The organism is Streptomyces sp. NPDC029526 (assembly GCF_040637405.1).
Lineage (GTDB): Bacteria > Actinomycetota > Actinomycetes > Streptomycetales > Streptomycetaceae > Streptomyces.
In genome coordinates, this window is the sequence record NZ_JBEZWE010000016.1 from 42512 (window position 1) to 67312 (window position 24801).

Below are 24801 nucleotides of genomic sequence, written 5' to 3' on the forward strand. Positions count from 1 at the left end.
TGGGCCTGCTGTGCGCCTGCTCTGGACTTGCCCTGGGCTCGCTCGCCCTGGATACAGCGGGACGGTCCTGGAACCGAGTGTTAGCGCTATCATCAGCTCTCGCACGGCAAGAGAGGAGCCACGGTGAAGCGGCCTGCCGACGCGAAGCGCCCACCCGGAATGGCGGACGTGGCGCGCGTCGCCGGGGTGTCCGCGCAAACGGTGTCCCGGGTGCTGTCGGGTCACCCGAACGTCCACGAGCGCACACGCGCCAGGGTCCTGGCGGCCGTCGAGCAGCTGGGGTACCGACGCAACAACGCGGCCCGCGTACTATCCTCCGGCCGAAGCCGCACCATCGGTGTCGTGACGATGCGGAACCATTCCTCCTCCGGCGGGCGGATCACCTCCGGGATCGAGAACGCGGCCCTGGCGGCCGGGTACACGGTCAGCGTCGCCACCACCCCGTCCCTCGACACCTCCGCCGTCGAAGCCGCGCTGTCGCGGCTCGCCGACCAGGACGTCGAGGGTGTCGTCCTCGCCGTGCCGTTGATCCACACCAACCGTCGGATCGAGCAGCTCACGGAGTCGGTCCCCACCGTCACCGTCGACGGGTCCCGCACCGCGGCCACGGAGGTGGTGGCCATGGACCAGGTCCGCGTCGCGGGACTGGCCACTCGGCATCTGCTCGACCTCGGACACCACTCCGTATGGCATGTCGCCGGTCCCGCGGAATGGCTGGAAGCCATGGAACGGCGGGAGGGGTGGCGCCTCACCCTGGAGGCGGCCGGGCGCCCCGTGCCGCCCGTGCTGGAGGGCGACTGGTCCCCCGCGTCCGGTTACCGCAACGGCCTGGTCCTGGGGCGCGTCCCGGACGTCACCGCCGTCTTCGTCGCCGGCGACGAGATGGCGTTCGGCGTGCTCAAGGCATTGCACGAGACGGGTCGCCGGGTCCCCGAGGACATCTCGGTGGTCGGTGTCGACGACATCGAGCTCGCCGAGTACGGCCGACCGCCGCTCACCACGGTGGCGCAGCCGTTCGACGAGATGGGCGCGCTGGCCGTGACGCATCTCCTGCGGTCCATCACCGCGCCCGACACTTTGCCGGAACCGCCGACGGTGGAACCGCGCCTCGTGGTCCGGTCGAGCACCGCCCCGCCCCGCACTCCCACCGGCGCTCCCTGACCGGTCCCGGCCTTCCTTCCCGTGCACGGACGGTCTCCTCGGACCTGGGGACCTGGGGCCGGGCGACCGCCCCCACCGGCTCACCGGCGCGCGGGCCGGCTCCGGTCCTCCCTCCCGGCAGGGCGTTGTCGGTGGCAGCTGACAGGATGCCTGCCACCACCGACCACACCACAGGGGGATCTGATGGGCACTTGGGACGCCGGACCTTTCGACAACGACGCGGCGGCGGACTTCAGCGGCACCCTCGACGACACCGACGCCAACGCCCGGGCGGGCCTCGTCCGCACCACCCTGACGGGCGTCATCGGCACCGACGACTATCTCGATGCCCACGACGCCCAGAAAGCCGTCGCCGCGGCCGCCCTCGTCGCCGCACAGTGTCCGCAGGGCGAACCGGTCAGATACGCGTACGGCCCCAAGGAACCGCTTCCCGACCTCACCGTCATGCGCGACCTCGCCGTCCGCGCCCTCGACCGCGCGATGACCAAACCGTCCGAACTGCTGTGGCTCTGGGACGACGCGGGCGGCGGCGATGCCTGGCGCGCCCGCATGCGGGACCTGCGGAACGCACTCGGGTCACCGTCGCAGAGCGATCAGGGCTGAGACACGAGGTCCGGCCCTGTGCGGGTCCCGTACATAGCCGGATCCTCACCTGCAAGGTGCAGGGGCAACGACGTCGGAGGAGCCGGTGGTGGGCCCGGTGGCGGTGCGGAGCCCTGCCGGTGCGGGGCGCAGCCGTCGTCAGGGCGGGCCTGGCCGACGTCCGGTCATGGCCGTCGGCCGCCGTACGGCCAGTCTGCGGCCTGCACCACACGGCACCCGACCGGCAGCTGTTCCGGCCCCGTCCCCCCGTCCCCGGCGGCTCCGGGACGACGGGGCCGGACCCCTCGACGTCAGGTCAGATGCCCATCGAGGCCATCTCGATCGCCGAGCGGTAGTTCGCCGCCGTCGCCACCACGCACACGCGATAGGTGCGGTTGTCCTTCACCACGAGGAAGTAGTCCCGGATCTGCTTCCAGTACTGGCGCAGGTAGCTCGGCCCGGGGAAGAACGCCGGCGGGCGCGGCACCAGGGCGAAGGCCTCGGAACACTTGAGGATCTCGCCCGTGGCCGTCGAGAGGACTGCCTCCACCTCACTGTTCATGTTCCAGCCCGCCGCGAGCTGGGGCGACCAGATGGCGCCCGCTATCTCCCTCAGGCGCTGCTGCTCCTCCGGCGTGGGGTCGGTCTCGGGCGCGGCGGCCGGTACGGCACGCTCGGTCGCCGCCCGCTCGACGGTGGCCGACTGCGCCTGGGCGGTGGCCGCTCCCGCCGTGCCGGCCAGCAGTCCCGCCGCCGCTGTGACGGCGACGGCGGTCAGCGCGGCACGTGCGCGTAACGGGCCTGGGCGCCTGGTGGTGGTCGTCATCGTGTGTCCTCCCCGGTTCCTCGCCCGCCCCGGGTGGGGCGGGCCGCGGGAACGCTCGCACGCTCGTCGTGGGCCGTCAACGACGCCGGATCGGACACGACCGGAAAGGGGCACCGGCCGCCCACCGTGTCGTGGAGTGCAGCGTGGACAGGAGGCGCGCGATCTCGCACCGGGGCGTATAGGGGCGTATGGGCGCGGACATGGTCACCACACCCCGCCACGCCCGGACGCCCCTCCGTCCTCGTCCGCCGTCGCCACCCGCTCGTGCTTCTGCTCCAGGCGTGGGCGGTCAGAGAAGCGACAGGTGTTCCAGGAGCCTCGTGGCGGCGTGTTCGCCCGAGCGGAGGGCTCCGTAGGTGCTGGAAGGGCCGAAGTAGTCACCGGCGAGCTGGATGCGGGGATCTGCGGTGCGTCGACGGGCGTTGAAGGCCCGCAGGGCCGCGTAGCCACCGGGCGGACGGACGACCAGGGCCGGGTCGCGCCGGCTGACACGACTGGTCAGGACCGTACGGGGGATGCCCGGGAAGACGGCTGCGGTGGTGGTGATGGCTTCCCGGGTGATGGTGTCGTCGTCGGCGCCCCACCAACGGCCGGTGTGGGTGTTCTGTTCCATGGCGTTCTCGGGTGACGCAGGTCACGGACGCGGCGGTCCGATCTTGGAATGTCCGGTCCGGTGCGGTTGCTCTCCCTCTCGGGGGTTTACCCTGCCATGGGTCTGCCCTGTCCCGGGACGGACTGCGCCGGGCAATGGTGCTCAGCGCGACCGGCCTCGAGCAGAGGGGACGGGATCGTTCCGCCCTTCCCTCGATCCGGCCCGCTGTGAGTGAAAGGTTTCTTCGCACCATGCCACTGGCCCTGCTGGCTCTGGCCGTCGTCGCGTTCGGCCTCGGCACGACCGAGTTCGCCACCATGGGGCTGCTGCCCCAGATCGCCGACGGGGTCGGCGTCTCGGTGCCCGACGCCGGGAACCTCGTGTCGGCGTACGCGATCGGCGTCGTCATCGGCGCTCCCGTTCTGACGGGCATCGGGGCACGCATCCCCCACAAGCGGCTGTTGCTGCTGCTCACCGGCCTGTTCGTGGTGGGCAACGTCGCTTCCGCCCTCGCCCCCTCGTACGGTCTGCTCTTCGGTGCCCGTTTCCTGACGGGGCTGCCGCACGGGGCACTGTTCGGCGTGGGCGCCGTCGTGGCATCCCGGCTCGTCGCGCCCGACCGGGCCGCCCGTGCCGTCTCACGCATGTTCCTCGGGCTCACCGTCGCCAACATCGTCGGCGTGCCGGCAGGCACTGCCCTGGGCCAGCAGCTGGGCTGGCGGTCCGCGTTCCTCGCCATCGCTGTGATCGGTCTCGCCGCCCTCGCCGCGCTGGCCCTCTTCGTGCCCCACCAGCCGCGCGGCCGGCAGTCGGGCGCCCGACGCGAGCTGCGGGCCATGAGCAACCGGCACGTCGCGGTCGGCCTGGCCGTGGCCGTGGTGGGATTCGGCGGGTTCTTCGCCGTCTACAGCTACCTGGTGCCCATCCTGACGAACGTGACGGGCATCTCCGAGACGTCCACCACCCTGGTGCTCGCGCTGTACGGCGTCGGCATGACGCTGGGCACCCTGATCGCGGGTCCGCTCACGGACCGCGCCCTGCGCCCCACCCTGTACGCGGGGCTCGCCCTGCTCGCCGCCGCGCTGGTGACGTTCTCCTTCACGGTGCACACCACTTGGGCCGCACTGGTGACCATCACGTTCATCGGTGCGCTGGGCTCCTTCATCACCACGCCGGTGCAGATGCTGCTGATGGCCAAGGCGAAGGACGCCCCGACGATGGCGGCGGCCTCCAACCACTCGGCCTTCAACCTGGCCAACGCGGGTGGCGCCTGGCTCGGCGGCCTGGCCCTCTCCGCGGGCTGGGGCTGGACCTCCCCCGCCCTGGTCGGCGCCGCCCTGGCCGTGGCCGGGCTCGGCCTGGCGGTCGTGGGCGGTCTGATGAACCGGGACGGCAGCCGCTCGGACGTCGTCACCGTGTCCGGGGCGATCCCCTCGGCGGGGGCCGAGAAGGTCGGGTCGGCCCAGCGGTCCGACTGACCCCGGCGTCCTCCCGGCGCGGCGGGCCGCCCGCCCCGTGGCCCGCCGGTCCACGCTTCCCCGCCCGGCCCGACCCCGGCCCGGCACTGTCGCCGGCCCTGGACCGTCCCTGCCCGGCTCCCCTCCCCGACCGGGGCCCGTGCGCCGGGCGGACCCGGCGGACACCGCCGGCGCGACGGGCGGGCCCTCCGCCCCGCAGGCCCCGGCCGCGTCTCGACAGCGGCCACGCGAAGCACGCGTCCTCGGAGCAGGGCCGGCGGCTCCCCTCCGTCCTCCCCCGCCGACCGGCCCCGAGCCGTGGCCGCGGGCCCCGAACCCCGGGCCGCCCCCGCCCCCGCCCCCGCCCACGAGCCGTACCCCGTCCTCCGCCCCCGCTCCCGCCCGCACCCCCGGTGAGGCGCCTACTCCCGGCGATGCGCGGCCGCAGGTTCCGGGCACCCTCATGACCTGCGGCGGAAGCGCGACGGCGTGCGCGCCGACGTCTCGTGACGAGAGGCCGGTCGTCACGCTCCGTCATCCAGCCGTGCCGCTCTCCGGCCGGACTCGGCCCCACCGCCCCGTGATCTCCCGGCGTGAATTCCCCTGCAATCAAATCTAGACAGGTGTCAAATTCCTGGTTAGGTTGGCCGGACTTCTTCGCCGACGGGCACGACGTGCGTGCCCTGCTGCGGCACGTCACACCTCAACGACGAGGGGATCGACCATGGAACTCGACGGCAGGATCGCGGTCGTCACCGGAGCGGCCTCGGGCATGGGCCTGGCCGCCGTGAAGGCCCTGGCGGGAGCCGGTGCCACCGTGTACGGAATGGATCTGCGGCAGGAGGACCTGGACCGCGAGTTCGCCGGGCTGGACCGGGTCGTGGGTCTGGCCGCGGACGTCTCCGACTCCGCCGCCGTCCAGCGGGTTTTCGACCGGGTGCGCGCCGACCACGGCCGGCTGCACGTCCTGGTGAACGCCGCCGGTGTCGCCACGCCGAACAAGGCCAAGCAGGCGTGGGTGGACGGCATCAACCAGCGGATGACCGAGTCCTTCAAGACGGGCGAGACCTACCACCCGGAATTCCTGGACGGCATCTCCGACGAGGACTTCGACCGCGTCGTCGCGATCAACCTCAACGGCACCTTCTACACGATCCGCGCCGCGGTGCCGCTCATGAAGGAGAGCGGCAGTGGCTCCATCGTCAACTTCGCCTCCGTGGCGGGACTCATCGGCCTGCCGATGCCCGCCTACTACCCGGCTTCCAAGGCCGCGGTGGTCGGTCTCACCAAGGCGGTGGCGGCCGAGCTGGCCCCCTTCGGCATCCGGGTCAACGCGCTGGCCCCGGCGGGCATCCGCACCGCCATGCTCACGGCGTCCGGTGACGACCACGTCCAGGCGCTGCTCGCCCTCCAGCCGCTGAAGCGCCTGGCGGAACCCGAGGAGATCGGCCGGACCGTCCTCTTCCTCGCCTCGGACGCGGCGGGTCACTACACCGGTCAGACGCTGGCGCCCTCCGGCGGCGCCCTCATGCTCTGACCTCCCCTCGACTCCCGGACGGAGAACATCCCGTGCAGCACACCACGGCACCGGAGCACACGGTCGCCCTCACCGACACCCCCGGCGTCGAGCGCCGCTTCCTCGAGGTCCTGGACGCCACGATCCGCGCGGACATCGCGGGCGGCGCCTACCACGGGGCCAACGTCATCGTCGCCCGGCACGGCCGGATCGCCCTGCGCGGCACCTACGGCCTGGCCGACACCGGGACCGGCCGGCCGACCCGGCGCGACGACGTCTACCGCATCCTGTCCATGTCGAAGGGCTTCACCAACGCCCTGGTCCTCCGGGCCCTCAGCGAGGGCCGGCTGATGCTGTCGACCCGCGTCGTCGACCTGATCCCCGAGTTCTTCGGCGCCGAGCAGTTCCGTGCCGCCCGCAAGGACCGGATCAACCTCGCCCACCTGCTCACGCACCGGGCCGGGATGCCCGCGACGCCCAACCCGGGCCTGGGTCCCGAGGGGTTCGCCGTACTCGCCGACGTCATCGAGGCCCTCGCCGGCGTCGACGTCGTGCACGAGCCGGGCACCGATCTGAACTACTCGGCCGCCATCAACCACGCGCTGATGGGCGAGATGGCCCGGCGCGCCTACGGAGCCGACTCGTTCCGCGACCTGATGCGGGAGAAGGTCTTCGGCCCGGTCGGGATGGACCACACCAGGTTCGGGATGCCCGCCGAATGGCGCGAGAGGGGCGTTCCGCTGAAGGTCATCGTCGCCAACGACTCCTGGCTCAAGCCCGAGGACATCGAGTGCCTCAACGACGTCATCGACCGCGAGGACGCGGAGATGCCGTGGGTCGGCGCGGTGTCCACCATCGACGACGTCTTCGCGTTCACGGAGATGCTGCGGAACAAGGGGCGCACCGCGTCCGGGGAGCAGCTCATCGGCGAGCCGGTGCTGGACTTCGCCACCACCAACCAGACCGGCGACCAGATCAACGACCTGTACGGGATGGTCGCCGCCGCCCGCAAGTGGGACCTGCCGCCGGGCAACATGGGCCTGGGCATGGCCCTCGCCGGCACCGGGACGCACGCCCGGTTCTTCGGCCCGTTCGTCTCGCCGCGCACCTTCGGTTCCTACGGCGCCGGTTCGTCCCTGCTGTGGGTGGACCCCGTCTCGGGCATGTCCTTCTGCTTCCTGTCCTCCGGGGTGATGGACGAGGGGGACAACGTCGCCCGCTTCCAGAAGCTGTCCTCGATCGCCGCGTCCGCGGCCACCCGTGTCTGACCGCGAAAGGACCAGGCCATGACGTCCATGCAGGAAGAGGCCCGTCCGATGGGCCGCTGTCCCGTCGCCCACGGCTTCGACGCGATGGGGGACGACTACTACCGCGACCCGGCCGGACACCTGGCGGCGGTCCGGGACACCTCGCCGGTGTTCTGGTACCCGCACCTGAACGCGTGGATCGTCACGCGGCGGGAGGACTGTCTCACCGTCCTGTCGGACTGGCAGACCTACTCCTCGGCCTCCAACTCGGCCGCGGACGTACCGGCTCGGCACCGGGAGATCTATCCCCCGGACCTCGTGTCGAAGATGATCGTCGGTCAGGATCCGCCCGGGCACACCGAGACGCGGTCCGTGGCGCAGCTCGGCTTCGTCAAGGAGCGCATGGACCGGCTCCAGCCCGAGATCGAGGCCCGGGCGCACCGCATCATCGACCGGTTCGAGAACAACGGCTCGGCGAACCTGCTCGAGGAGTACTCGCTGGAGCTGACCACGCAGACCATCATGGCGCTGCTGGGGCTGGGCTACGAACACGAGGCGATGCTGCGGCAGTTGCGCGACGACCTGTTCGCGGTGCTGTCCTCCGCGCACGAGCCGCTGCCGGAGCCGGCTCGGTCGCAGGTGTGGGACCGTTTCGTGGCGGCCAACCTGAAGCTGCGGGACATCGTGGAGGAGCGGCGCGAGTCGACCGCCGACGACATCATCTCGGTGATGGCGTCCGCGCGGACGAAGGACGGCTCGTACGCGCTGCCGACGCCGCAGATCGCCCTGCACGTCTCGGAGTTCGCCGCGGCGGGCACGGACACCACCGCGCAGGCCATGACCAACGCGGTGATCTTCCTGTCGCAGAACCCGCAGGCGCTCCAGGACGCGCTCGCCGAACCGGAGCTGTGGCCGCGGGTGTTCGAGGAGACGCTGCGCCGGCGTCCGTCCTCGACGTTCACCTCCCGCCGGGTGACGCGGGACGTGGAGCTGTCCGGTGTGCGGATCTCCGCCGGTGACATGGTGTGGGTGGCGCTGGCCTCCGCCAACACCGATCCCGATCACGTCGACCGGCCCTTCGAGTTCGACATCCACCGTCCGGACCCCACCGATCACCTGGCCTTCACCGCGGGCCGGCACACCTGCCTGGGCAACCCGCTGGCCCGGGTGCAGGGCGCGACGGGGCTGCGGGTGCTGTTCGAGCGGCTGCCGTCGCTGCGCCCGGACGACACGGACGAGCTGGACTTCCTGCGGATGGCGCTCCTCCCGGTCCGGCGCTCCCTCCAGGTGCACTGGGATCTCGCGGACGTCGAGCGTTCGCGGACGCGGACCGTGCGCACCCTCAATCTGGAGGTGACCGGGCGGGTCGAGGCGTCGGACGGGGTGGTGGCGCTGGACCTGAGCCACCCGGACGGAGGGGAGCTGCCGCAGTGGAAGGCCGGGGCCCATGTCGACGTGCACGTGCCCGGTCCGGACGGGGAACCGTGGGTGCGGCAGTACTCGCTGTCGTCCGACCCGGAGAACCGCACGTCGTACCGCATCGGCGTGCTGCGGGAGCCGGGCGGCCGGGGAGGTTCGGCCGCGGTGCACGACGCGCTGACGGTCGGGTCGCGGGTCACGGTGTCCTGGCCGCGCAACAACTTCCGGCTCCTGCCCTCGCCCCGTTACCTGTTCATCGCGGGCGGCATCGGCATCACCCCCATCCTCCCGATGATCCGGGAGGCGGAGCGGGCCGGCGCCGAGTGGGACCTCGTCTACGGCGGACGCACGCAGGCGTCGATGGCCTTCCGCGACGAGCTGGCCGCCCACGGCGGGCGGGTCACCCTCGTCCCGCAGGACGAGCACGGGCTGATCGACCTGCCGGGACTGCTCGGTGAGGTGCGCGAGGGGACGCTCGTCTACGCGTGCGGTCCGGAGCCGCTGCTGCGGGCCGTGGAGGAGAACACCGCCCACTGGCCGAAGAACTCCCTGCGCCTGGAGCGGTTCGCCCCGAAACCCGTGGTGCGGACGGTCCCCGACACGCCGTTCGAGGTGGAGTTCGCCGAGTCGGGCCGGGTCGTCGAGGTGGGCGCGGACGAGTCGATCCTGGAGGCGGCGGAGCGGGCGGGCCTCTCGGTGGTGTCGTCGTGCAAGACCGGGACGTGCGGTACGTGCGAGACGCCCATCGTGTCCGGCCGGGCCGACCACCGTGACTCGATCCTCACCCCGTCGGAACAGGAGGCGGGCCGGACCATGCTGATCTGCGTGTCCCGCGCGGCGGGCGACTGCCCGCGCCTGGTGCTGGGCGGCTGACGCCGCGCCGCGGGCCCGGTCCGCCTCTCCCCCGTCCGGGGCGCCCGTCCGCCGGGTGCCCCGGACGGGGGACCGTTCCGGCCCGCGGTCACCCCGGGGGCAGCTCGCGGTCAGCTATCGGTCAGTCCTCTGCGTCGAACATCCGTGCCCACTGCCGGGCCAGGGAGGTGAGGATGAGTTCTTCCTGTTCCTTGTGGCCCCGGATGTACATGAAGTAGAAGTTCCGCTCCAGGCTCATCATCAGCGTCGTCATGTGCACCTCGCGCTCCCCCCGCTCCTCGGGGGTCGCACCGGGCAGGTGGAGCGACGCGTGGGCGGACGTGACCCGCCGGATCAGGCCCAGCCATTCCTCGAGCACGTCCGGATCGATGGCCATGGCCTGGTTGACTGCCTCGAACTCCGTGGCGTAGCGCATCCACATCTCCCGCGCGGTGGCCAGCCACTGCCGCAGGGCGGCGGGCGTGTGCTCGGGCATGCCGTCCAGGACGGCGTAGAGCTCGGCCACCTCGGTCTCGATCTCGGCCATGCGGGCCCGGATGATCTGCGACTTGCTGTTGAAGTACAGGTACAGGTTGGCCCGGCTGCTGCCGGCCGCGGTCGCGATCTGGGCCATGGAAGTGCGCTCGTAGCCCTGTTCCTTGAACAGGCGCAGCGCCTCGTCGACGAATCGCTGCCGGGTGGCCACGCTCTTGGCCGTTCGGTTGGTCGCCATGGGGAGTTCCGGGCTCACGAGGCGGAGCAGGACGGCACGGGACACTCCTGGCGGTCAGCGCGGGTCTGCGGGTCTACGGGATGTCCGAGCAGTTTAGTGGTCCGGCTCAGCCGTTCCGCGGCACCCTCGGCGGACGTCCTCGGCGTAGGCGGCGTACGCCTCCCCGGGCGGGATGGCGCGCCGGGCCGGCGGACGACGCCCGTCACGCTGCGTCACGACGTCTCCGGGTCCGCGTCGGGTCCGGCGGATTCTCCGGAGAGCGGGATGAACGCGGTGATGCGTTTGCCCGTCCCCTCGCGGCGGGTGTGCAGGGTGCGGCAGACAGCCTTCACGACTTCCAGCCCGTGCTGACCGATCCGGCTCGGGTCCCGTTCCCGCGCCGACGGCAGCGTGCTGCTGCTGTCCCATACGCCGACCTGCACGGTTCCGTCCCGCAGGGTCAGATCCAGCAGGCACGGGCCGGGCGCGTACTTGCGGGCGTTGGTGACCAGTTCGCTCACCACCAGCTGCACCAGGCCCACGGCGTCGGCCGTCAGGGGCGGTCCCGCCGCGCCCCTGACGGATTCCAGGAAGTCACGGGCCATGTCCCGGGCCTCCGCGATCCCCGCCGGCCCCTGGAACAGCCGGGAGACGGCGATGGGGCCGACGGCACCCGGAGTCCGGTCCGCGTTCTGGGCAGCAGAGTCCACGGACTCGCCTCACTTCCGAAGCGCAATTGCTCACCCACCGCTGGTGCCCCTGAAAACGTGGGGCACTCCAGCGGGCAGGTCACCGTTGTGACTCTTTGTGCGGTGCACCGCGGGGAAGAGGCGAGTCGTTACAGAGAGCGACGGCGCCGGGGGCGGCCACCGGCGGGGAGGGGCCCGTCGCGCGCCGCCTCCGGGTCCCGGTCCGGGTCCGGCTCCCTCAAGGGTTCCTCGTCCGTGCGGTCCCGTCCGTGGATCAGGCTTCCGGCGCGGTCCGGTGCGCCGGCGGTGGGGGCGGGGGTGGGTCGCCGTGCGGGGCGGGGCTGCGCCGCCTCAGCGGCTGGTTCCGCACCCGTACGGCTGGAGGAGCTGGTCCACGGGTGCGTGGTCGTCGGTGAGCAGCGGGGCGTCGCCGATCCAGGAGGTGAGGTCGTCGCCGGTCACGGTCGTCCAGCCGGTGTCGCGGGCGTCCAGCTGCTTCTGGACCGCCCTCAGGTCGACTTCGCGGTCGGAGGCGACCAGGACCAGGTTGCCGCCGTCCGGGTCCGTGCCCGGGGCCACCCCGAGGTCGGCCGGTTCACCGAGGAGTGCGACGTGCTCGAAGGTGGCGTCGAGCGTCGCCGCCTCGGCGCGTGCGAAGGCAAGCTCGCCGTGGTCGATGAGATTGGCGACGTAGAGGCCGTCGCCGTCGAGCACCCGCCGCACCTCGGCCATCGCCTCCGCCGTGGTCAGGTGCCAGGGGACGCTGACGCCCCCGAAGGCGTCGCCGATCACCAGGTCACGGCTGTCGGTGGCCAGGCGCCGCAGGCCCAGCCTGCCGTCCTCCGTCCGCACGTCGATGCCTGATCCCGCTGCGAGGCCGAGGTGCTCGCGGTCGATGCGTACGACACCGCTGTCGATCTCCGAGACCAGGCTGCGGGTCCCGGGGCGCGTGGCGGCGAGGTAGCGGGGAAGGGTGAGGCCCCCGCCACCGAGGTGGTGGGCCGTGAGCGGCTTCTTCTCGGGGAACGCGGCGTCGGCCACCGAGGCGATGGCTCGTACGTACGTGAACTTCAGGACGGTCGGGTCGTCGAGGTCGACGTAGGAGTGCCGGATCCCGTCGAGGACGAGGGTGCGGCCGCTGTCGCGGTCGGGGTCGGTGACGACCCGTACGCAGTGGTACCTGGTCTCCGCGTCGCACCCGCCGGGGGCGACCGCCGTGGCGAGTCCTCCGGCGACGACCACGAGTGCCAGGGCGGGCGTGCCTCGCCAGCCGCGGGTGCGCCACTCGACCAGCGCCGAGCCCACCACGAGCGCGCTTCCGAGTCCGATCAGGATGGCGCTGACCGGCAGCCGGGACACCAGGACGAACCCGGTGACGACGGTGCCGACGATGGCGCCGAGGGTGCCCGCCCCGGACAGGCGGCCGACGACCGTGCCGGTCTCGGCGAGGCTGGTCAGGCGCATCTTCGTGACGATCGGTGTCACGGCGGAGAGCAGCGCGCCCGGAACGAGGATGGTGAGCGCCGCCACGAGGAACAGCAACGGCGGTGCCCATTCGGCCGTGGTCCGCAGCACGGCCGGCGTGAGTGCGACGACCGCACCGGACAGGCCCAGCGCCGGGGACAGCAGACGCGCCGGATCGACCCGGTCCGCGATCCGGCCACCGATCCAGGAACCGAGGGCGATCGCCGTGAGGGCGATGCCGATCACCAGGGTGCTGGTCTCGAGAGTGAGGCCGAGATAGGGGGCGAGCAGTCGCAGGGAGACGACCTCGACCACCAGCACCGCGGCCGACGAACCGAACACGAGTGCGGTGGCGGCCCCGGGACCCGGACCGGAGGGGCGAGACGTGGCCTCGGCAACGGGCGGCGCAGACGGTCCGGTCACGCGTCACATCCTCGCACGCGGCACGGTCCGCCGGGGGACGCCGCGGCAACTCGTGACCCCCGCCCGGCCGGCACCCGCCGGATGCCTGGCGCGGCTTCTCGGCGAGTCGACCACGGGGTCCATCTCCCCTGCGGCCGGAGGACGTTGCGGGGCCGGGAGGCGTGAGCTGTCCGGGGCCCGGTCCGTCCCGGCCGGCGCGCGCGTCGGCGACGGCAGCCGCCGCGGACGCGTGGACGGTCCTGCTCCACGGCGTTGACGCTCCCTCCCCCTGTCCCCCAGTCCATGACGAGTGCCGCTCCACGGTGCGGCACCCCGGTGCCCCGGCGAAGCAAGGAGGGAAGGGCTGCTTCGACCTCCCCAGGTGTCACAGCCCTTCCCGACGTCCGACGACTACCCGGGTGCGACCTGCGTACGCCCTCCCGACCGCGACCGGTTGTTTCCCCGGGTCACCTGCCGTCCGCGTTGGAGCCGTACCGCGTGCGGCGCTGCCCCGAGTCGCTGCCGTGCCAGTCCAGCACCAGGGTGGTGGCGTCGTCGGGCAGTGACCCCCCGCAGGCGTCGTGGACCGCCCGGGTCAGGACCCGGACCACTTCACGGGGGTGCTCGTCACGGGTGTCGTGGATCAGGGCGGGCAGGTCGACGGCGGAGGCGGCGCGGTCGCGCATGCCGTCGGTGACCAGGACGGTCCGGTCACCCGGCCGCAGACGGAACCGCTGCACCTCGTAGGCGACCGGAACGGGCGCGCCGAACGGCAGGTTCACCTTGAGGGGCGGCTCCTCCACGCGTCCGTCGCGCAGGCGCAGGGGCCAGGGGTGCCCGGCGTTGACGAGTTCGCACTCACCGGTCTGCAGCTTCACCCGCATCAGCTGCCCGGTGGTCATTCCGATCCCGTGGTCGGTGATCGCCCGGTGGGCGGTGTACGCCTGGTCGAGGATGCAGCGTCCCGCGCGGCGGGCTCCGCGCAGGGCGTTGACGGTGAGGGTGGCCAGCAGCGCGGAGGCCGTGTCGTGTCCCATCGCGTCGGTGATGGACAGATGGAGGACGTCCTGGTCGAGGGCGTAGTCGTAGGTGTCGCCGCCGATGTCGTCGGCCGGGACGAGTCCGCCTGCCAGGGTGAAATGGGCTCCCTCGCAGCAGGGGGCCGTGGGAAGCAACTGGTGCTGGATCTCCGCGGCGAGGCTCACCGTGCTGGTGCGGCGGCCCCAGTGGTAGAGGTCGGTGAAGCGGCGGTCCGTCACCACGACGTAGGCGAGCGCGTGCGCGGTCCGTGCCACCGCCTCCCGGACCGCTCTGTCCGCGTACGGGACCACCATCTCCAGGACTCCGACGCAGTCGCCCCGGTTGGTCACCGGCGCGACCAGCCGCCATTGTTCGGCGTCGATGCGCTGGTGATGCAGGCGTTGCGAGCGCAGCACCTCGTCGTACACGCTTCCGGTCAGCCGCAGCCGCTCGGACGCACCCCGCGCCTGATCGGCGGTGCCGGCCCGAGGCAGGCGTACGGCCTCCAGCCCGAGCATGTCGACGAGCCAGAACGACACCTGGGTCGCCGAGAAGCGCTTCTCCAGGTTCTGTGCCACCACGTCCACGGACTCCACCGGCGCGGCGTCCTCCGCCGCCCACAGCACCTCGTCCAGGCCCAAGTCCTCATCACGTGCCACTGGCACCTCCCAGTCCCTCTCCCTTTCACCGGATGCCCAGGAGTCGGGGGCCGGATGCGTCGGGCGGGTGGGCCTGTCCTGTCCTCCTGTCCTGCCCTGCCGCCCGTGCTGCGCGCGGGGCGGGGGCGGGTGCGGGACGGACGAGCACGGCCGGCCGCCCGTCGGCGAGCGCTGCCGTGGCCGACGGGCGGTGTCGGGCGGGCCGAGCGGGGCGGACGGGCGTGGCGCGCACCCCGTGGACCGTGGAGTGGGTCACGGCCCACGGGGTGTCGCACCGGCCGTGCGGCCGTGACGGGTGGTGGATCAGGAACAGTTGCCGTCCGCGACGCTGAAGTGGCCGGCGGGTGACTCCTTCAGGGTGTGGGTCACGAAGATGTTGTACAGGCCCATGTTCTCCTGGGAGCCCTTGGCGTAGGTGTATCCGCCGGAGGTCGTGGCGCGGCCCGCCTGGACGTGGGCGTAGTTGGTGGCCGTCCAGCAGGTCGCCGTCGCTCCGGTGGTCCGCGCGGTGAGGAGGGTGGAGCGGTCTCCCGCCCTGCCGTCGGCGTCGCGGGCGGCGACGGAGTAGGTGTGGGAGGAGCCGGGGGCGAGGCCGGTGTCGGTGTGGGACGGGGTGTCCACCGTGGTGACCGGCGCGCCGTCGCGGTACACGGTGTAGCCGGTTGCGCTGTCGACCGCGTTCCAGGTCAGTCCGATGCTCGTGTCGGTGACGCCGGTCGTCGCCAGGCCGGTCGGGGCGGGCAGCCGCTCGGGGTCGGGGTCCGAGCCGTCCAGCCCGAAGAACCGGGCGATCCAGTGGCTGGAGCAGATCGACTTCTCGAAGTTGACGGTGCCGGTGCTGCCGCACTGCTCCGGCCCCGTGCCCGGATCGACCGGGGTGGCGTGGCCCATGCCCGGGACCCGGTTGACCTCGACGGCCACCGTTCCGTCCGCCGCCACGTACTCGTCGTGCCGCGTGTCGTCGGGGCCGATGACCGAGGTGCGGCTCGGCGTCTGCGGGAGGCCGTGGAGCGCCGTCCACTGGTCGCGGAGTTCCTCCGCGTTGCGCGGGACGACCGTGGTGTCCCGGTCACCGTGCCAGACGGCCACGCGCGGCCAGGGACCGGACCACGAGGGGTGGGCGTCACGCACCTTCTGGGCCCACTGCGCGGGAGTGCGGTCGACGCCGGGGTTCATGCAGGTGTAGGCCCCCATGACGTCGTCGGCGCAGCCGTGGGGCAGGCCCGCGACGACGGCGCCCGCGCGGAAGACGTCCGGATAGGTCGCGAGCATCACCGACGTCATGCCACCACCGGCGGACAGACCGGTGATGTAGGTGCGGTCGGGGTCGGCGCCGTAGGCGGAGACGGCGTGGGAGGCCATCTGCCGGATCGACGCGGCTTCGCCCTGTCCCCGGCGGTTGTCGCCGGGTTCGAAGAAGTTGAAGCACTTGCTGAGGTTGTTGGCACTGGTGGTCTCGGCGAACACCACCAGGAAGCCGTGCCGGTCGGCGATCTCGGGCAGGCCGGAGTTGTCGGCGTACAGCTGGGCGCTCTGGCTGCAGCCGTGCAGGGCGAACACGACCGGTGGGTCGGCCGGCAGGGAGTCGGGCCGGTAGACGTACATGTTCAGTCGGCCCGGGTTGCTGCCGAAGCCGGTGACCTGGGTCAGGCCGACGGCGGCCTGCGCGGTGGGCGCCGGGCCGGCCAGGGAGGCCGCGAGGGCCAGGGCGACGACGGCCACGAGACGGGACAGCAGTCCCCGCCACGTGCGGCGTGCCGCTCTCGGCGCCGGACCGGCGGGCGTCGCGGTGGGGACACGGAACGGCGGGGCGTCCGGGCCCCGGAAGGGTGTGCGCATGGCGGCTCCTCGGTACGGGGGACACCGGGCCGCTCCTGGGCGTGGGTCGGTGAGGAGCGGCCCGGTGTCGGCACCGTAGGGGTCGTTCAACGCGCAACGGTATGGGAGTGAGCCCCACAGCCGGGTGTCGCCGATGCTGACCCGGACGGGTTGTGCGGCCGTATGCCGTCTGCTAGAAGGCCTGTCGGATGGAAGGCCTGTCGGACGATCGTGCCGGGCAGGCCCTCGGAGTCAGACCCCGGCCGGTGTCCCGAGTCCGGCGGGGACGATCAGGTCGGCGCCGGTGGCGGCGCGCACCTCCTCGACCCCGACACCGGGGGCGAGTTCGGCCAGGACGAAGCCGTCCGGGGTGATGTCGACGACCGCCAGGTCGGTGATGACCCGCTGGACGACGCCGGTTCCGGTGAGGGGGAGGTCGCACGCGTCGACCAGCTTGGGGCTGCCATCCTTGGCGGTGTGCTCCATGAGCACGATGACGCGGCGCGCACCGTGCACCAGGTCCATGGCGCCGCCCATGCCCTTGACCATCTTCCCCGGGATCATCCAGTTCGCCAGGTCCCCGCGGGAGGACACCTGCATGGCGCCGAGCACCGCGGCGTCGATGTGTCCGCCGCGGATCATGCCGAAGGACAGCGCGGAGTCGAAGAAGGAGGCCCCCGGCAGGACCGTGACCGTCTCCTTGCCCGCGTTGATCAGGTCGGCGTCGAGTTCGTCCTCATGCGGGTAGGGACCGACGCCGAGGATGCCGTTCTCGGACTGCAGCACCACCTCCACACCGGGCGGCAGGTGGTTCGGGATGAGCGTCGGCAGGCCGATGCCGAGGTTCACGTACGTGCCGTCGGCCAGTTCACGGGCGGCCCGGGCCGCCATCTGCTCGCGGGTGAGCGCCATGTCAGGCACCGCCTTCCTGGCCGCTGCGCACGCAGCGCCGTTCGATCCGCCGGACGGCGGTGGGGTCGTCGGGCGAGACGCGGACCACCCGTTGGACGAAGATCCCCGGCAGGTGCACCGCGTCCGGGTCCAGTTCGCCCGGCTCCACCAGGTGCTCGACCTCGGCGATGGTGACGCGTCCCGCCATCGCGGCCAGCGGGTTGAAGTTACGGGCCGAGGAATGGAACACCAGGTTGCCGTGGCGGTCGGCGACACTCGCCCGCACCAGGGCGAAGTCGGTGGTGATGCCCTCCTCCAACAGGTACTCGCGGCCGTCGAAGACGCGCGTCTCCTTCGCCGGCGACGCGACCGCGACCGCGCCGTCCGGACCGTACCGCCAGGGCAGCCCGCCCTGCCCGACCTGCGTGCCGGCGCCGGCGGGCGTGTAGAACGCCGGGACACCCGCCCCGCCGGCCCGCAGGCGTTCCGCCAGTGTTCCCTGGGGGACCAGCTCCACTTCCAGTTCCCCGCTGAGGTACTGGCGGGCGAACTCCTTGTTCTCGCCCACGTAGGAGCTGGTCATGCGGGCGATCCTCCCGGCCCTCAGCAGCAGGCCGAGCCCCCAGTCGTCCACCCCGCAGTTGTTGGAGACGACCTTGAAGCCGCCCACGTCCCGCTCCAGCAGCGCGGCGAGCAGCGCGCTCGGTATGCCGCACAGTCCGAAGCCGCCCACCGCCAGCGACGCGCCCTGGTGGATGTCGGCCACGGCCTCGTCCGCGCTGTCGACCGCCTTGTCCAGCCCCATACGGTCCCTTTCCGTCAGGGGCGCGGTACGCCCCCCGAACAGCCGGGCGGCATGGGTCCGAAGACCCGCGCGCCGCGGCTCCGTCATCGATGGACGCGACTCTAGGGATGCTCGGAAGCCCACCGGTATGGGCGCCTACGACACCGTCCGCCGGGACGATATGTGGTCGCCTGCCAGGCGCGAAGGCGCTGTATGCCGCCGGGGCGGAGGGCTGGGGGCCGGCTCACCATGGGTGCCGACCCCACATCCGGTGCCGGTGAACCGACTTGGAGTGGTCCGACGACCTACAGGCATCCTGGGGCGGTCGGGGGACCTCCGGCCTCCGGGCGCCCGGTCCCCTTCGCTCGCGAACGGGCGTCCGCTCCTCCCCCGCCGTCCGGTGCGATGCCCCCCGGGCGCGCTCGCGGGCACGTTCCTGACGGGAGCCCGCCACGACGGGAGCCCGCCCTGGCGGCTGCGCGTCACGCGGCAGACCGTCTTGCCGACTGTGCGTCAGGCGGCAGACCGACCTGCCGGCTGTGCGTCACCGTCGACGGGGTGGCCCCGGGGTGCGGCGGCGCGGCGGCGTGAAGGTGTAGAGGTCCAGGATGTCCGGCAGCGGGGCGACCCCGGGGCCGCCGGCACGCACCCAGCCGGCGATGTCCTCGGTCGCGGCCGGGTCGTTGACCAGTCCCAGCCACACCGGGCGGCCTCCGGCGGCCCGTCCTGCGGAGGAGGGCTGTACGACGACGACGTTGGCCTGGTCGCACACGTCCAGGCAGGCGGACACCCGCACGGGGGCCACGGTACGCAGACGCGCGGTCTGGGCCGCGTGGTCCCCGCTCACCTTCACCGTGCCGCAGCAGCAGTCCCGGCACACCACGATCCGGCACGGAACCTCACCGGCCGGGCGCGGAGGCACCTGTTCCTGCCCCGGATCGTCGTCCTCCCTGCGAACGAGCATGCCGAACCACCCCTCCTCCGGGGAGATCCGCCCCGGTTTCCGTGCGAGGAGGCGACGACGTGAGTCTCCTGGCTCTCGGGTCGTAGCTGGTGTCCCCGCCTTCCCACCCGCCGTGGGGCAGTGGCCTGTTGGGGACGCGCTCACCGATCACAGTGGCGGGACCGCGCCGGATTCGCACCGGCTTCCTCGGACCGTCGTCGCCCTGTCACCGGTCATCATCGCACCCGTGTGCCCCGGCCCCCGAGTGCCCCGGTCAGCTCCGGTGGGTGGTGCACGCACCACTGCCCGGTCACCCGCCCGGTCACCCCTGTCGGCTCCTCCGACAGGCCCTGTCACCAGGGACACTGGTCTTCGGCGGCGGTCGCGGGCCGGCATTCCTCCACGTCACGCCGCTGTCGCAGCCGGTTATGCGTGTTCTAGGCTGCTTCGCCCCGGGTGTGATCGTTGTCCCACCGTGCGAGGAGATCAGATGACCGCCACCGCCGACCACGACGACCACCGCGACGGCCACCTCGACGGGCATGACGGCCACGACGGCCACGACTGCTCCGGCTGTCACGACGGCCGCGGCTGCTGCGCCGGCCACCACGGGGGCCGCGACGGACTCGACGGCCGCCGTGGCAGCCGGAGCCACCACGCCGGGCGGTCGACCCGTCACGTGCGGAGCGGCCTGCGCCGACGCGTCGCGGGGAACGTGCGCGTACGTGCGACACCGCGCCAGCGCGGCGGCGCCCCGCCATCGCCCGAGGTGCCCCGCTCGTACGGTGCCCGCCGATCATGTCCCGCCCCTCGGTCCCGCCGCATCCCGCGGTCGGCGTGCACGCCGCTCCCTCCGTACCCGACACGCGCGCTGCGCCCGGCGTGGCCGCCGTGGCCGACAAGCTCGCCGCATCCGCCCTACCCGACATGCCCGCCGCATCCGCCACGTCCGACGTGCCCTCCGCATCCGCCGCCGTTCGGGCCGTCGGCACGGTTCGGTCACCCCGGGCGCTTCAGGCGCTTCGCGCGCTTCGGGTGCTTCGGGCGCTCACCGCTGCGGGCCCGGACCCGGTGGGAGGACCAGGAGGGGTCACGGCCCCCGGGCGCGTGCGGCGAGGTGACGCGGCGCAGATGCCCCCGCCACGCCAACCGTTCCGTCGCGGGTGACTGCGCGAGGACCCCCGGATGACGCTGCCCGAGCTGTACCTCGCCCTCCTGATCGGCGGGGTCGTCCTGCTGGCCAGCATCGCCGCGGCCCACACGGCGCACCGCATCGGCCTGCCCAGCCTGCTGCTCTTCCTCGCGGTCGGCGTGATCGCCGGGGAGGACGGGATCGGCCTGGATTTCGACAACGCCCAGATGGCCCAGGCACTGGGGACCGCGGCCCTGGGACTGATCCTCATCGAGGGCGGTCTGAGCACCCGGTGGGAGGACGTCCGGCGTCAGTTGGCCCCCGCCGGCGTGCTCGCGACCGTCGGGGTGGGCATCTCGGTCGTCGTGACGGCGGCCGGCGCCCACTGGCTGCTCGGCATGGAGTGGCAGTTGGCGCTGCTGCTGGCGGCCATCGTCTCCTCCACCGACGCCGCCGCCGTGTTCGCCGTGCTGCGTTCCCTGCCCCTGCCGCAGAAGCTGACCGGGCTGGTGGAGTCCGAGTCCGGCTTCAACGACGCTCCGACCATCATCCTGGTCCTGGTCTTCTCCACCGTGGGAACCAACCCGTCCAGCCCCGGGCTCCTCGTCCTCAACCTGTTCTACCAGCTCGCCGTCGGCGGGCTGCTCGGCGTGCTGATCGGCCGGCTCGGCGCCGCCGCGTTGCGGCACATCGCCCTGCCCGCCACGGGGCTGTACCCCCTGGCCACGGTCGGCTTCGGGATCATCGCGTTCGCCGCGGCCGGCACGGTCGGCGCCAGCGGCATCATCGCCGCGTACCTGTCCGGCCTGGTGCTGGGCAACGCCCAGCTGCCGCACCGTGCCGCGACCCGTTCCTTCGCCGAGGGCACCGGCTGGCTGGCGCAGATCGGCCTGTTCGTCATGCTCGGCCTGCTGGTCGATCCCAGCGAACTGCCGTCGGCGATCGTCCCGGCGCTCGTCGTCGGTTCGGTGCTGCTGTTCGTCGCCCGCCCGATCTCCGTGGTGCTGTGCCTGCTGCCCTTCCCGATCCCCTGGCGGGAGCAGACGTTCATCTCCTGGGCGGGCCTGCGGGGCGCGGTGCCCATCGTGCTCACCACCTTCCCCATCGTGGCCGGGATCGACGGGGCTCGCGACGTGCTCAACATCGTGTTCCTCCTCGTCATCCTCTTCACCCTCATCCAGGGCCCCACCCTGCCCGCGGTGGCCCGGCGTCTGCGTCTGGTCCGCACGGGCGCGCTGCGCGAGATCCAGGTGGAGACCGCGCCCCTCGACGTCCTGGACGCCGACCTGCTCACCGTCGGCATCCCGGAGGGTTCCCGGCTGCACGGGGTCGCCGTCTTCGAGCTGAGGCTGCCGCCTCCGACCGTCGTCACCCTCATCGTGCGCGACGGCACGACCCTCGTCCCGGACCGGGAGACCGTGCTGCGGGAGGGCGACGAACTGCTGCTCATCACCACCCCGCACACCCGGGACGCCACGGAGCGCCGCCTGCGGGCCATCGGCCGGCGTGGCAAACTCGCCCGCTGGCTCGGCGAGCACGGGTCCCCCGATCCGGAAGACGACGCGCCGACGCGGACCGAATAGCGGCGCACGCCTCTCCCCCGCCCGGGCCGCGCTGCGCCTCGTTCCCTCGCCGCCGCCCGTATGGACGCCCAGGTGTGGGCAGGTCACCGGCGTGCGAACCAGCCTGGGTACGGGCCCCGAAGCGGCCCGGCCGTTCACCGTCGTGCCGGGAGAACGGTCAGCTCGCACCGACCGAGAAGCCTGGTGACCATGGCCCGCAACCGCCGCCTGATCCTCAGTCCGCCGTCCACGGTCTGGGACCTGCTGGCCGACGGTCAGCGGTACCACGAGTGGGTGACCGGGACCCAGCGCATCCTCGGCGTCGACGCGCACTGGCCCCAGGTGGGTGCGCGACTCCGCGTCCGCGTCGGCGCCGGCCCGCTCACCCTGGACGACATCTGCACCGTACGGATCTGCGAACCGCACCGGCGTCTGGAACTGGAAGCACGGGCGGAACCCTTCGGGGCGGCGCGCATCGCGATGCAGCTCGTCCCGTGGGGTGAGAACACCCTGTTCCTGCTGGAGTGGCACCCGCTCCGGGGACCGGGGACGCGCATGCACGGGCTGCCGGTGGACTACGTCGCCTCCGTCCGCAACGGCATGATGCTCACCAAGTTGGCGCGCATCGCGGTCCGTGAGCACCGGGGCGCGCTGCGGAGGCCGTGACGCGCACAGCGACGGCACTGCCCGGCCGCCGGTTATCCTCCACCGGCGGCCGGGCAGCCACAACCAGGCCGTCGCAACCAGGCCGTCACGGCCGAGCAGTCGGCCGCGCGGTCACAGCGGCTTCAGGCGGGCCTTCAGCAGGCAGAACTCGTTGCCCTCGGGGTCGGCCAGGACGTGCCACTGCTCGTCCCCCGTCTGACCGATCTCGGCCGGACGCGCGCCGATCGCCAGCAGGCGCTCCAGCTCCGCGTCCTGGTCACGGTCGGTGGGGTTGACGTCGATGTGGAGACGCAGCTTGCCGGGCTCCGGCTCGTCCCGGCGGCTGAGGATGATCGTGGGCTGAGCGCCGCCGAAGCCCTCACGCGGCCCGATCTCCAGCATCTCGTCGCCCTCACGGTCGAGCACGACGAAGTCCAGGACCTCGCACCAGAACCGTGCCAGCGCCTCGGGATCGCGGCAGCCCAACACCAGTTCACTGATACGACACGCCACGGTCCCACCGCTTTCGTCCGGAGGTGCCGCCGTACGGGCGGCCGGCAAGCGCCATGGCGCTCGTCGCAGGCCACGGCCGCACCGACGCTAGTGGACCACGGACGCCGCCGCGAGCTCTTTTGTCGCCTCCCCCGCCCGCGCGGGAGGACGGCACCGGAAACCCCCCGTTGCTCGTGCCGGACACGGGCGGGCGGCGGGGCCGGGACCGCGCACCGTCCCCGGCCGCCTCCGGCACCTCCGTGGCGCGGGTCCGTTCCGCCCCGGGTCACTCAGCGATGCCGCACCGATCGGTGACCGCGTCGGTATCAGGCGACCGCGGTCCCCTCGAGTTCCACCATCAACTCGGGCAGTGCCAGTCGAGTCACCCCGAGCATCGTGGTGGTCGGTGCCACCCGGGCGGCTCCCAGGCGGGCGGCCAGGACTCCGTAGTGCTCGAAGAGCCGGTCCACGTCGGTGGTGTACACGTTCAGCCTGACCAGTTCCGTGAGCGACATGCCTCCCTGGGTCAGCACGGCTTCCAGGTTGTCGAGGGCCAGCGTCAACTGCCCCGCCATGTCGTCCACGTGACGTGGTGTGCCGTCGTCGCCCATCGCGCCCTGACCGGAGCAGTACAGGGTCCGGGTGTGCCCCGAAACGAGTTCTCCCTGGCTGTATCCGAGAGGTACCGACCACGGCCACGGGTTCACCGTCGAACGCTCCATCGATCTACCAACTCCCTTTTCCACACGTGATGTTCCACGCCCATGGAGCCGGCCCGGCCGCCCCCCGCGTGATGTGGACCAGCCTCCCCGCGTATCACGACACCCTCGGTCATGTATTCGCTACGGTTCTCGGATGCGCGCCGACCGGCTGATCTCGCTCGTCCTGCTGTTGCGCCGGAACGGCCGGATGACGGCGCCTGCACTCGCCCGTGAGCTGGAGGTGTCCACCCGCACCGTGCTCCGCGACATCGAGGCCCTGTCCTCGGCGGGTGTGCCGGTGTACTCCGAGCGCGGGCGGCACGGCGGGTTCGCGCTCCTGAACGACTTCCGCACGGAGCTCAGCGGACTGACCGGGCTCACCCACGAGGAAGCCCTCGCCCTCCTCGCGGCCGGGTCCACACGCGGCGAACAGGTCTTCGGACTCGGCCCGGCACTCGCCTCCGGACTGCGCAAGGTGCTCGACGCACTCCCCGACTCCCACCGCTCCGGCACGTCCGCAGCGGCCCGGCGGTTCCACCTGGACCCGGACACGGACCTGCTCGCCCGCCGGCTCGACACCGAGCGGATACCCGACGCCGCCATGCGCGAAGTCCGGCACGCGGTCCTCGCCGGGCGGAAGGTGCGCATCCACTACGCCGCCGTCGGCCAGGACGCGGCGTGGCGCACCGTCGACCCGATCGGCCTGGTCACCGCGGCCGGCCGCAGCTACCTCCTGGCCACCCGGTCGGGCGCCGACCGGACCTACCGCCTCTCCCGCATCCGGGCCGCCGAGGCACTCAGCCGGCCCGCGGACCGTACCGGCCAGGTGGACCTCGACCGCCTGTGGAGGCAACGCTCGGCGAGCCTCGTCGAGGACGGCGACCGCCTCACCGTGCTGCTCCGGGTGAGTGCGGAACGCAAGGACGAAGTGCTCGACGCCGCACTCGGGTTCCGCTTCCCCGACCGACAGCCTCCGGACCCGGACGGCTGGTTGCGTCTGGAGGCCACGTTCCAGGACGCCGAGCACGCCCATTGGGTCCTGTGGCGTCTGGCTCCCGACGCGGAGGCCCTCGGCCCTCCGTCCCTCCGTGCCGCCCTCCACACGCGTGCCCTCGGCATCGCCGCCCGTTACGGGCAGCCACCGCCTCACTGACGGGCCCCTCGTGCCGCCGCACCCCCTGTTGTCGGGCGGCGGGCCGACCGTCGAGCCGCCGACCGCCGACACCGGCCGCACA

21 protein-coding genes and 1 riboswitch are annotated in these 24801 nt (G+C 72.6%); of the genes, 9 read left to right on the plus strand and 12 right to left on the minus strand.

Features of this window, described 5'->3' with window-relative positions; genetic code table 11:
- The first annotated feature begins 159 nt into the window (after positions 1 to 159).
- Positions 160 to 1161 carry a LacI family DNA-binding transcriptional regulator gene (locus AB0F01_RS25665; protein ID WP_362100404.1) on the plus strand — a complete coding sequence of 334 codons (1002 nt, stop codon included), beginning with the start codon at positions 160 to 162 and terminating at the stop codon, positions 1159 to 1161.
- Between the two features lie 183 nt (positions 1162 to 1344).
- A complete protein-coding gene (locus AB0F01_RS25670) occupies positions 1345 to 1764 on the plus strand; it encodes a DUF4259 domain-containing protein (protein ID WP_362100197.1) in 420 nt (139 codons plus the stop codon).
- A gap of 295 nt (positions 1765 to 2059) precedes the next feature.
- Here the strand turns inward: AB0F01_RS25670 and AB0F01_RS25675 are convergent, their stop codons facing one another.
- Together AB0F01_RS25675 and AB0F01_RS25680 are read right to left on the minus strand one after the other, a co-directional pair.
- Complete coding sequence (locus AB0F01_RS25675) at positions 2060 to 2569, minus strand: hypothetical protein (protein WP_362100199.1); 510 nt, start codon at positions 2567 to 2569, stop codon at positions 2060 to 2062.
- Between the two features lie 289 nt (positions 2570 to 2858).
- The gene (locus AB0F01_RS25680; protein ID WP_362100202.1) at positions 2859 to 3182 is read right to left on the minus strand and encodes an FAD-dependent oxidoreductase; all 324 of its coding nucleotides are present in this window, start codon (positions 3180 to 3182) and stop codon (positions 2859 to 2861) included.
- Positions 3183 to 3412: 230 nt separating this feature from the next.
- Between AB0F01_RS25680 and AB0F01_RS25685 the strand changes: the two genes are divergently transcribed.
- The 4 genes from AB0F01_RS25685 to AB0F01_RS25700 all read left to right on the plus strand — a co-directional run bounded on the left by AB0F01_RS25685 (position 3413) and on the right by AB0F01_RS25700 (position 9673).
- A complete protein-coding gene (locus tag AB0F01_RS25685; protein WP_362100205.1) occupies positions 3413 to 4639 on the plus strand; it encodes an MFS transporter in 1227 nt (408 codons plus the stop codon).
- Between the two features lie 703 nt (positions 4640 to 5342).
- A complete protein-coding gene (locus tag AB0F01_RS25690; protein ID WP_362100208.1) occupies positions 5343 to 6155 on the plus strand; it encodes an SDR family NAD(P)-dependent oxidoreductase in 813 nt (270 codons plus the stop codon).
- Positions 6156 to 6187: 32 nt separating this feature from the next.
- Positions 6188 to 7402, plus strand: coding sequence for a serine hydrolase domain-containing protein (locus tag AB0F01_RS25695; RefSeq protein ID WP_362100210.1), 1215 nt, complete (start codon positions 6188 to 6190; stop codon positions 7400 to 7402).
- A gap of 18 nt (positions 7403 to 7420) precedes the next feature.
- Positions 7421 to 9673, plus strand: a complete 2253-nt coding sequence (locus AB0F01_RS25700) for a cytochrome P450 (protein ID WP_362100212.1) — start codon at positions 7421 to 7423, stop codon at positions 9671 to 9673.
- Positions 9674 to 9794: 121 nt separating this feature from the next.
- On the opposite strand, the gene AB0F01_RS25705 is transcribed toward AB0F01_RS25700, so the two are convergent.
- From AB0F01_RS25705 to AB0F01_RS25740, 8 genes are all read right to left on the minus strand, one after another.
- On the minus strand, positions 9795 to 10385 hold the full coding sequence (locus tag AB0F01_RS25705; RefSeq protein WP_362100214.1) for a helix-turn-helix domain-containing protein: 591 nt from the start codon (positions 10383 to 10385) through the stop codon (positions 9795 to 9797).
- 212 nt (positions 10386 to 10597) lie between these two features.
- Positions 10598 to 11074 carry an ATP-binding protein gene (locus AB0F01_RS25710; protein ID WP_362100217.1) on the minus strand — a complete coding sequence of 159 codons (477 nt, stop codon included), beginning with the start codon at positions 11072 to 11074 and terminating at the stop codon, positions 10598 to 10600.
- A gap of 330 nt (positions 11075 to 11404) precedes the next feature.
- Entirely contained in the window at positions 11405 to 12940 is a 1536-nt protein-coding gene (locus AB0F01_RS25715; RefSeq protein ID WP_362100219.1) for a fused MFS/spermidine synthase, read from the minus strand.
- A 446-nt stretch (positions 12941 to 13386) separates the two neighbouring features.
- Entirely contained in the window at positions 13387 to 14598 is a 1212-nt protein-coding gene (locus tag AB0F01_RS25720; protein ID WP_362100220.1) for a PP2C family protein-serine/threonine phosphatase, read from the minus strand.
- Between the two features lie 303 nt (positions 14599 to 14901).
- Positions 14902 to 16437: a PHB depolymerase family esterase gene (locus tag AB0F01_RS25725; protein WP_362100223.1), complete on the minus strand. Its 1536-nt coding sequence runs from the start codon at positions 16435 to 16437 to the stop codon at positions 14902 to 14904.
- A 231-nt stretch (positions 16438 to 16668) separates the two neighbouring features.
- Positions 16669 to 17328, minus strand: coding sequence for a CoA transferase subunit B (locus AB0F01_RS25730; protein ID WP_362100226.1), 660 nt, complete (start codon positions 17326 to 17328; stop codon positions 16669 to 16671).
- Between the two features lies 1 nt (position 17329).
- On the minus strand, positions 17330 to 18112 hold the full coding sequence (locus AB0F01_RS25735) for a CoA transferase subunit A (RefSeq protein WP_362100229.1): 783 nt from the start codon (positions 18110 to 18112) through the stop codon (positions 17330 to 17332).
- 523 nt (positions 18113 to 18635) lie between these two features.
- The gene (locus AB0F01_RS25740) at positions 18636 to 19055 is read right to left on the minus strand and encodes a (2Fe-2S) ferredoxin domain-containing protein (protein ID WP_362100232.1); all 420 of its coding nucleotides are present in this window, start codon (positions 19053 to 19055) and stop codon (positions 18636 to 18638) included.
- A 61-nt stretch (positions 19056 to 19116) separates the two neighbouring features.
- Positions 19117 to 19243, minus strand: a riboswitch (cobalamin riboswitch).
- Between the two features lie 976 nt (positions 19244 to 20219).
- Between AB0F01_RS25740 and AB0F01_RS25745 the strand changes: the two genes are divergently transcribed.
- Together AB0F01_RS25745 and AB0F01_RS25750 are read left to right on the plus strand one after the other, a co-directional pair.
- Positions 20220 to 21749: a potassium/proton antiporter gene (locus AB0F01_RS25745; protein ID WP_362100234.1), complete on the plus strand. Its 1530-nt coding sequence runs from the start codon at positions 20220 to 20222 to the stop codon at positions 21747 to 21749.
- A gap of 189 nt (positions 21750 to 21938) precedes the next feature.
- Complete coding sequence (locus tag AB0F01_RS25750; protein ID WP_362100237.1) at positions 21939 to 22394, plus strand: SRPBCC family protein; 456 nt, start codon at positions 21939 to 21941, stop codon at positions 22392 to 22394.
- A 111-nt stretch (positions 22395 to 22505) separates the two neighbouring features.
- Here the strand turns inward: AB0F01_RS25750 and AB0F01_RS25755 are convergent, their stop codons facing one another.
- Positions 22506 to 22886 carry a VOC family protein gene (locus tag AB0F01_RS25755; protein WP_362100240.1) on the minus strand — a complete coding sequence of 127 codons (381 nt, stop codon included), beginning with the start codon at positions 22884 to 22886 and terminating at the stop codon, positions 22506 to 22508.
- 305 nt (positions 22887 to 23191) lie between these two features.
- Positions 23192 to 23587 carry a RidA family protein gene (locus tag AB0F01_RS25760; protein ID WP_362100243.1) on the minus strand — a complete coding sequence of 132 codons (396 nt, stop codon included), beginning with the start codon at positions 23585 to 23587 and terminating at the stop codon, positions 23192 to 23194.
- A gap of 133 nt (positions 23588 to 23720) precedes the next feature.
- On the opposite strand from AB0F01_RS25760, the gene AB0F01_RS25765 reads away from it, so the two are divergent.
- Positions 23721 to 24719 carry a WYL domain-containing protein gene (locus tag AB0F01_RS25765; protein WP_362100245.1) on the plus strand — a complete coding sequence of 333 codons (999 nt, stop codon included), beginning with the start codon at positions 23721 to 23723 and terminating at the stop codon, positions 24717 to 24719.
- The last annotated feature ends 82 nt before the right edge of the window (positions 24720 to 24801 follow it).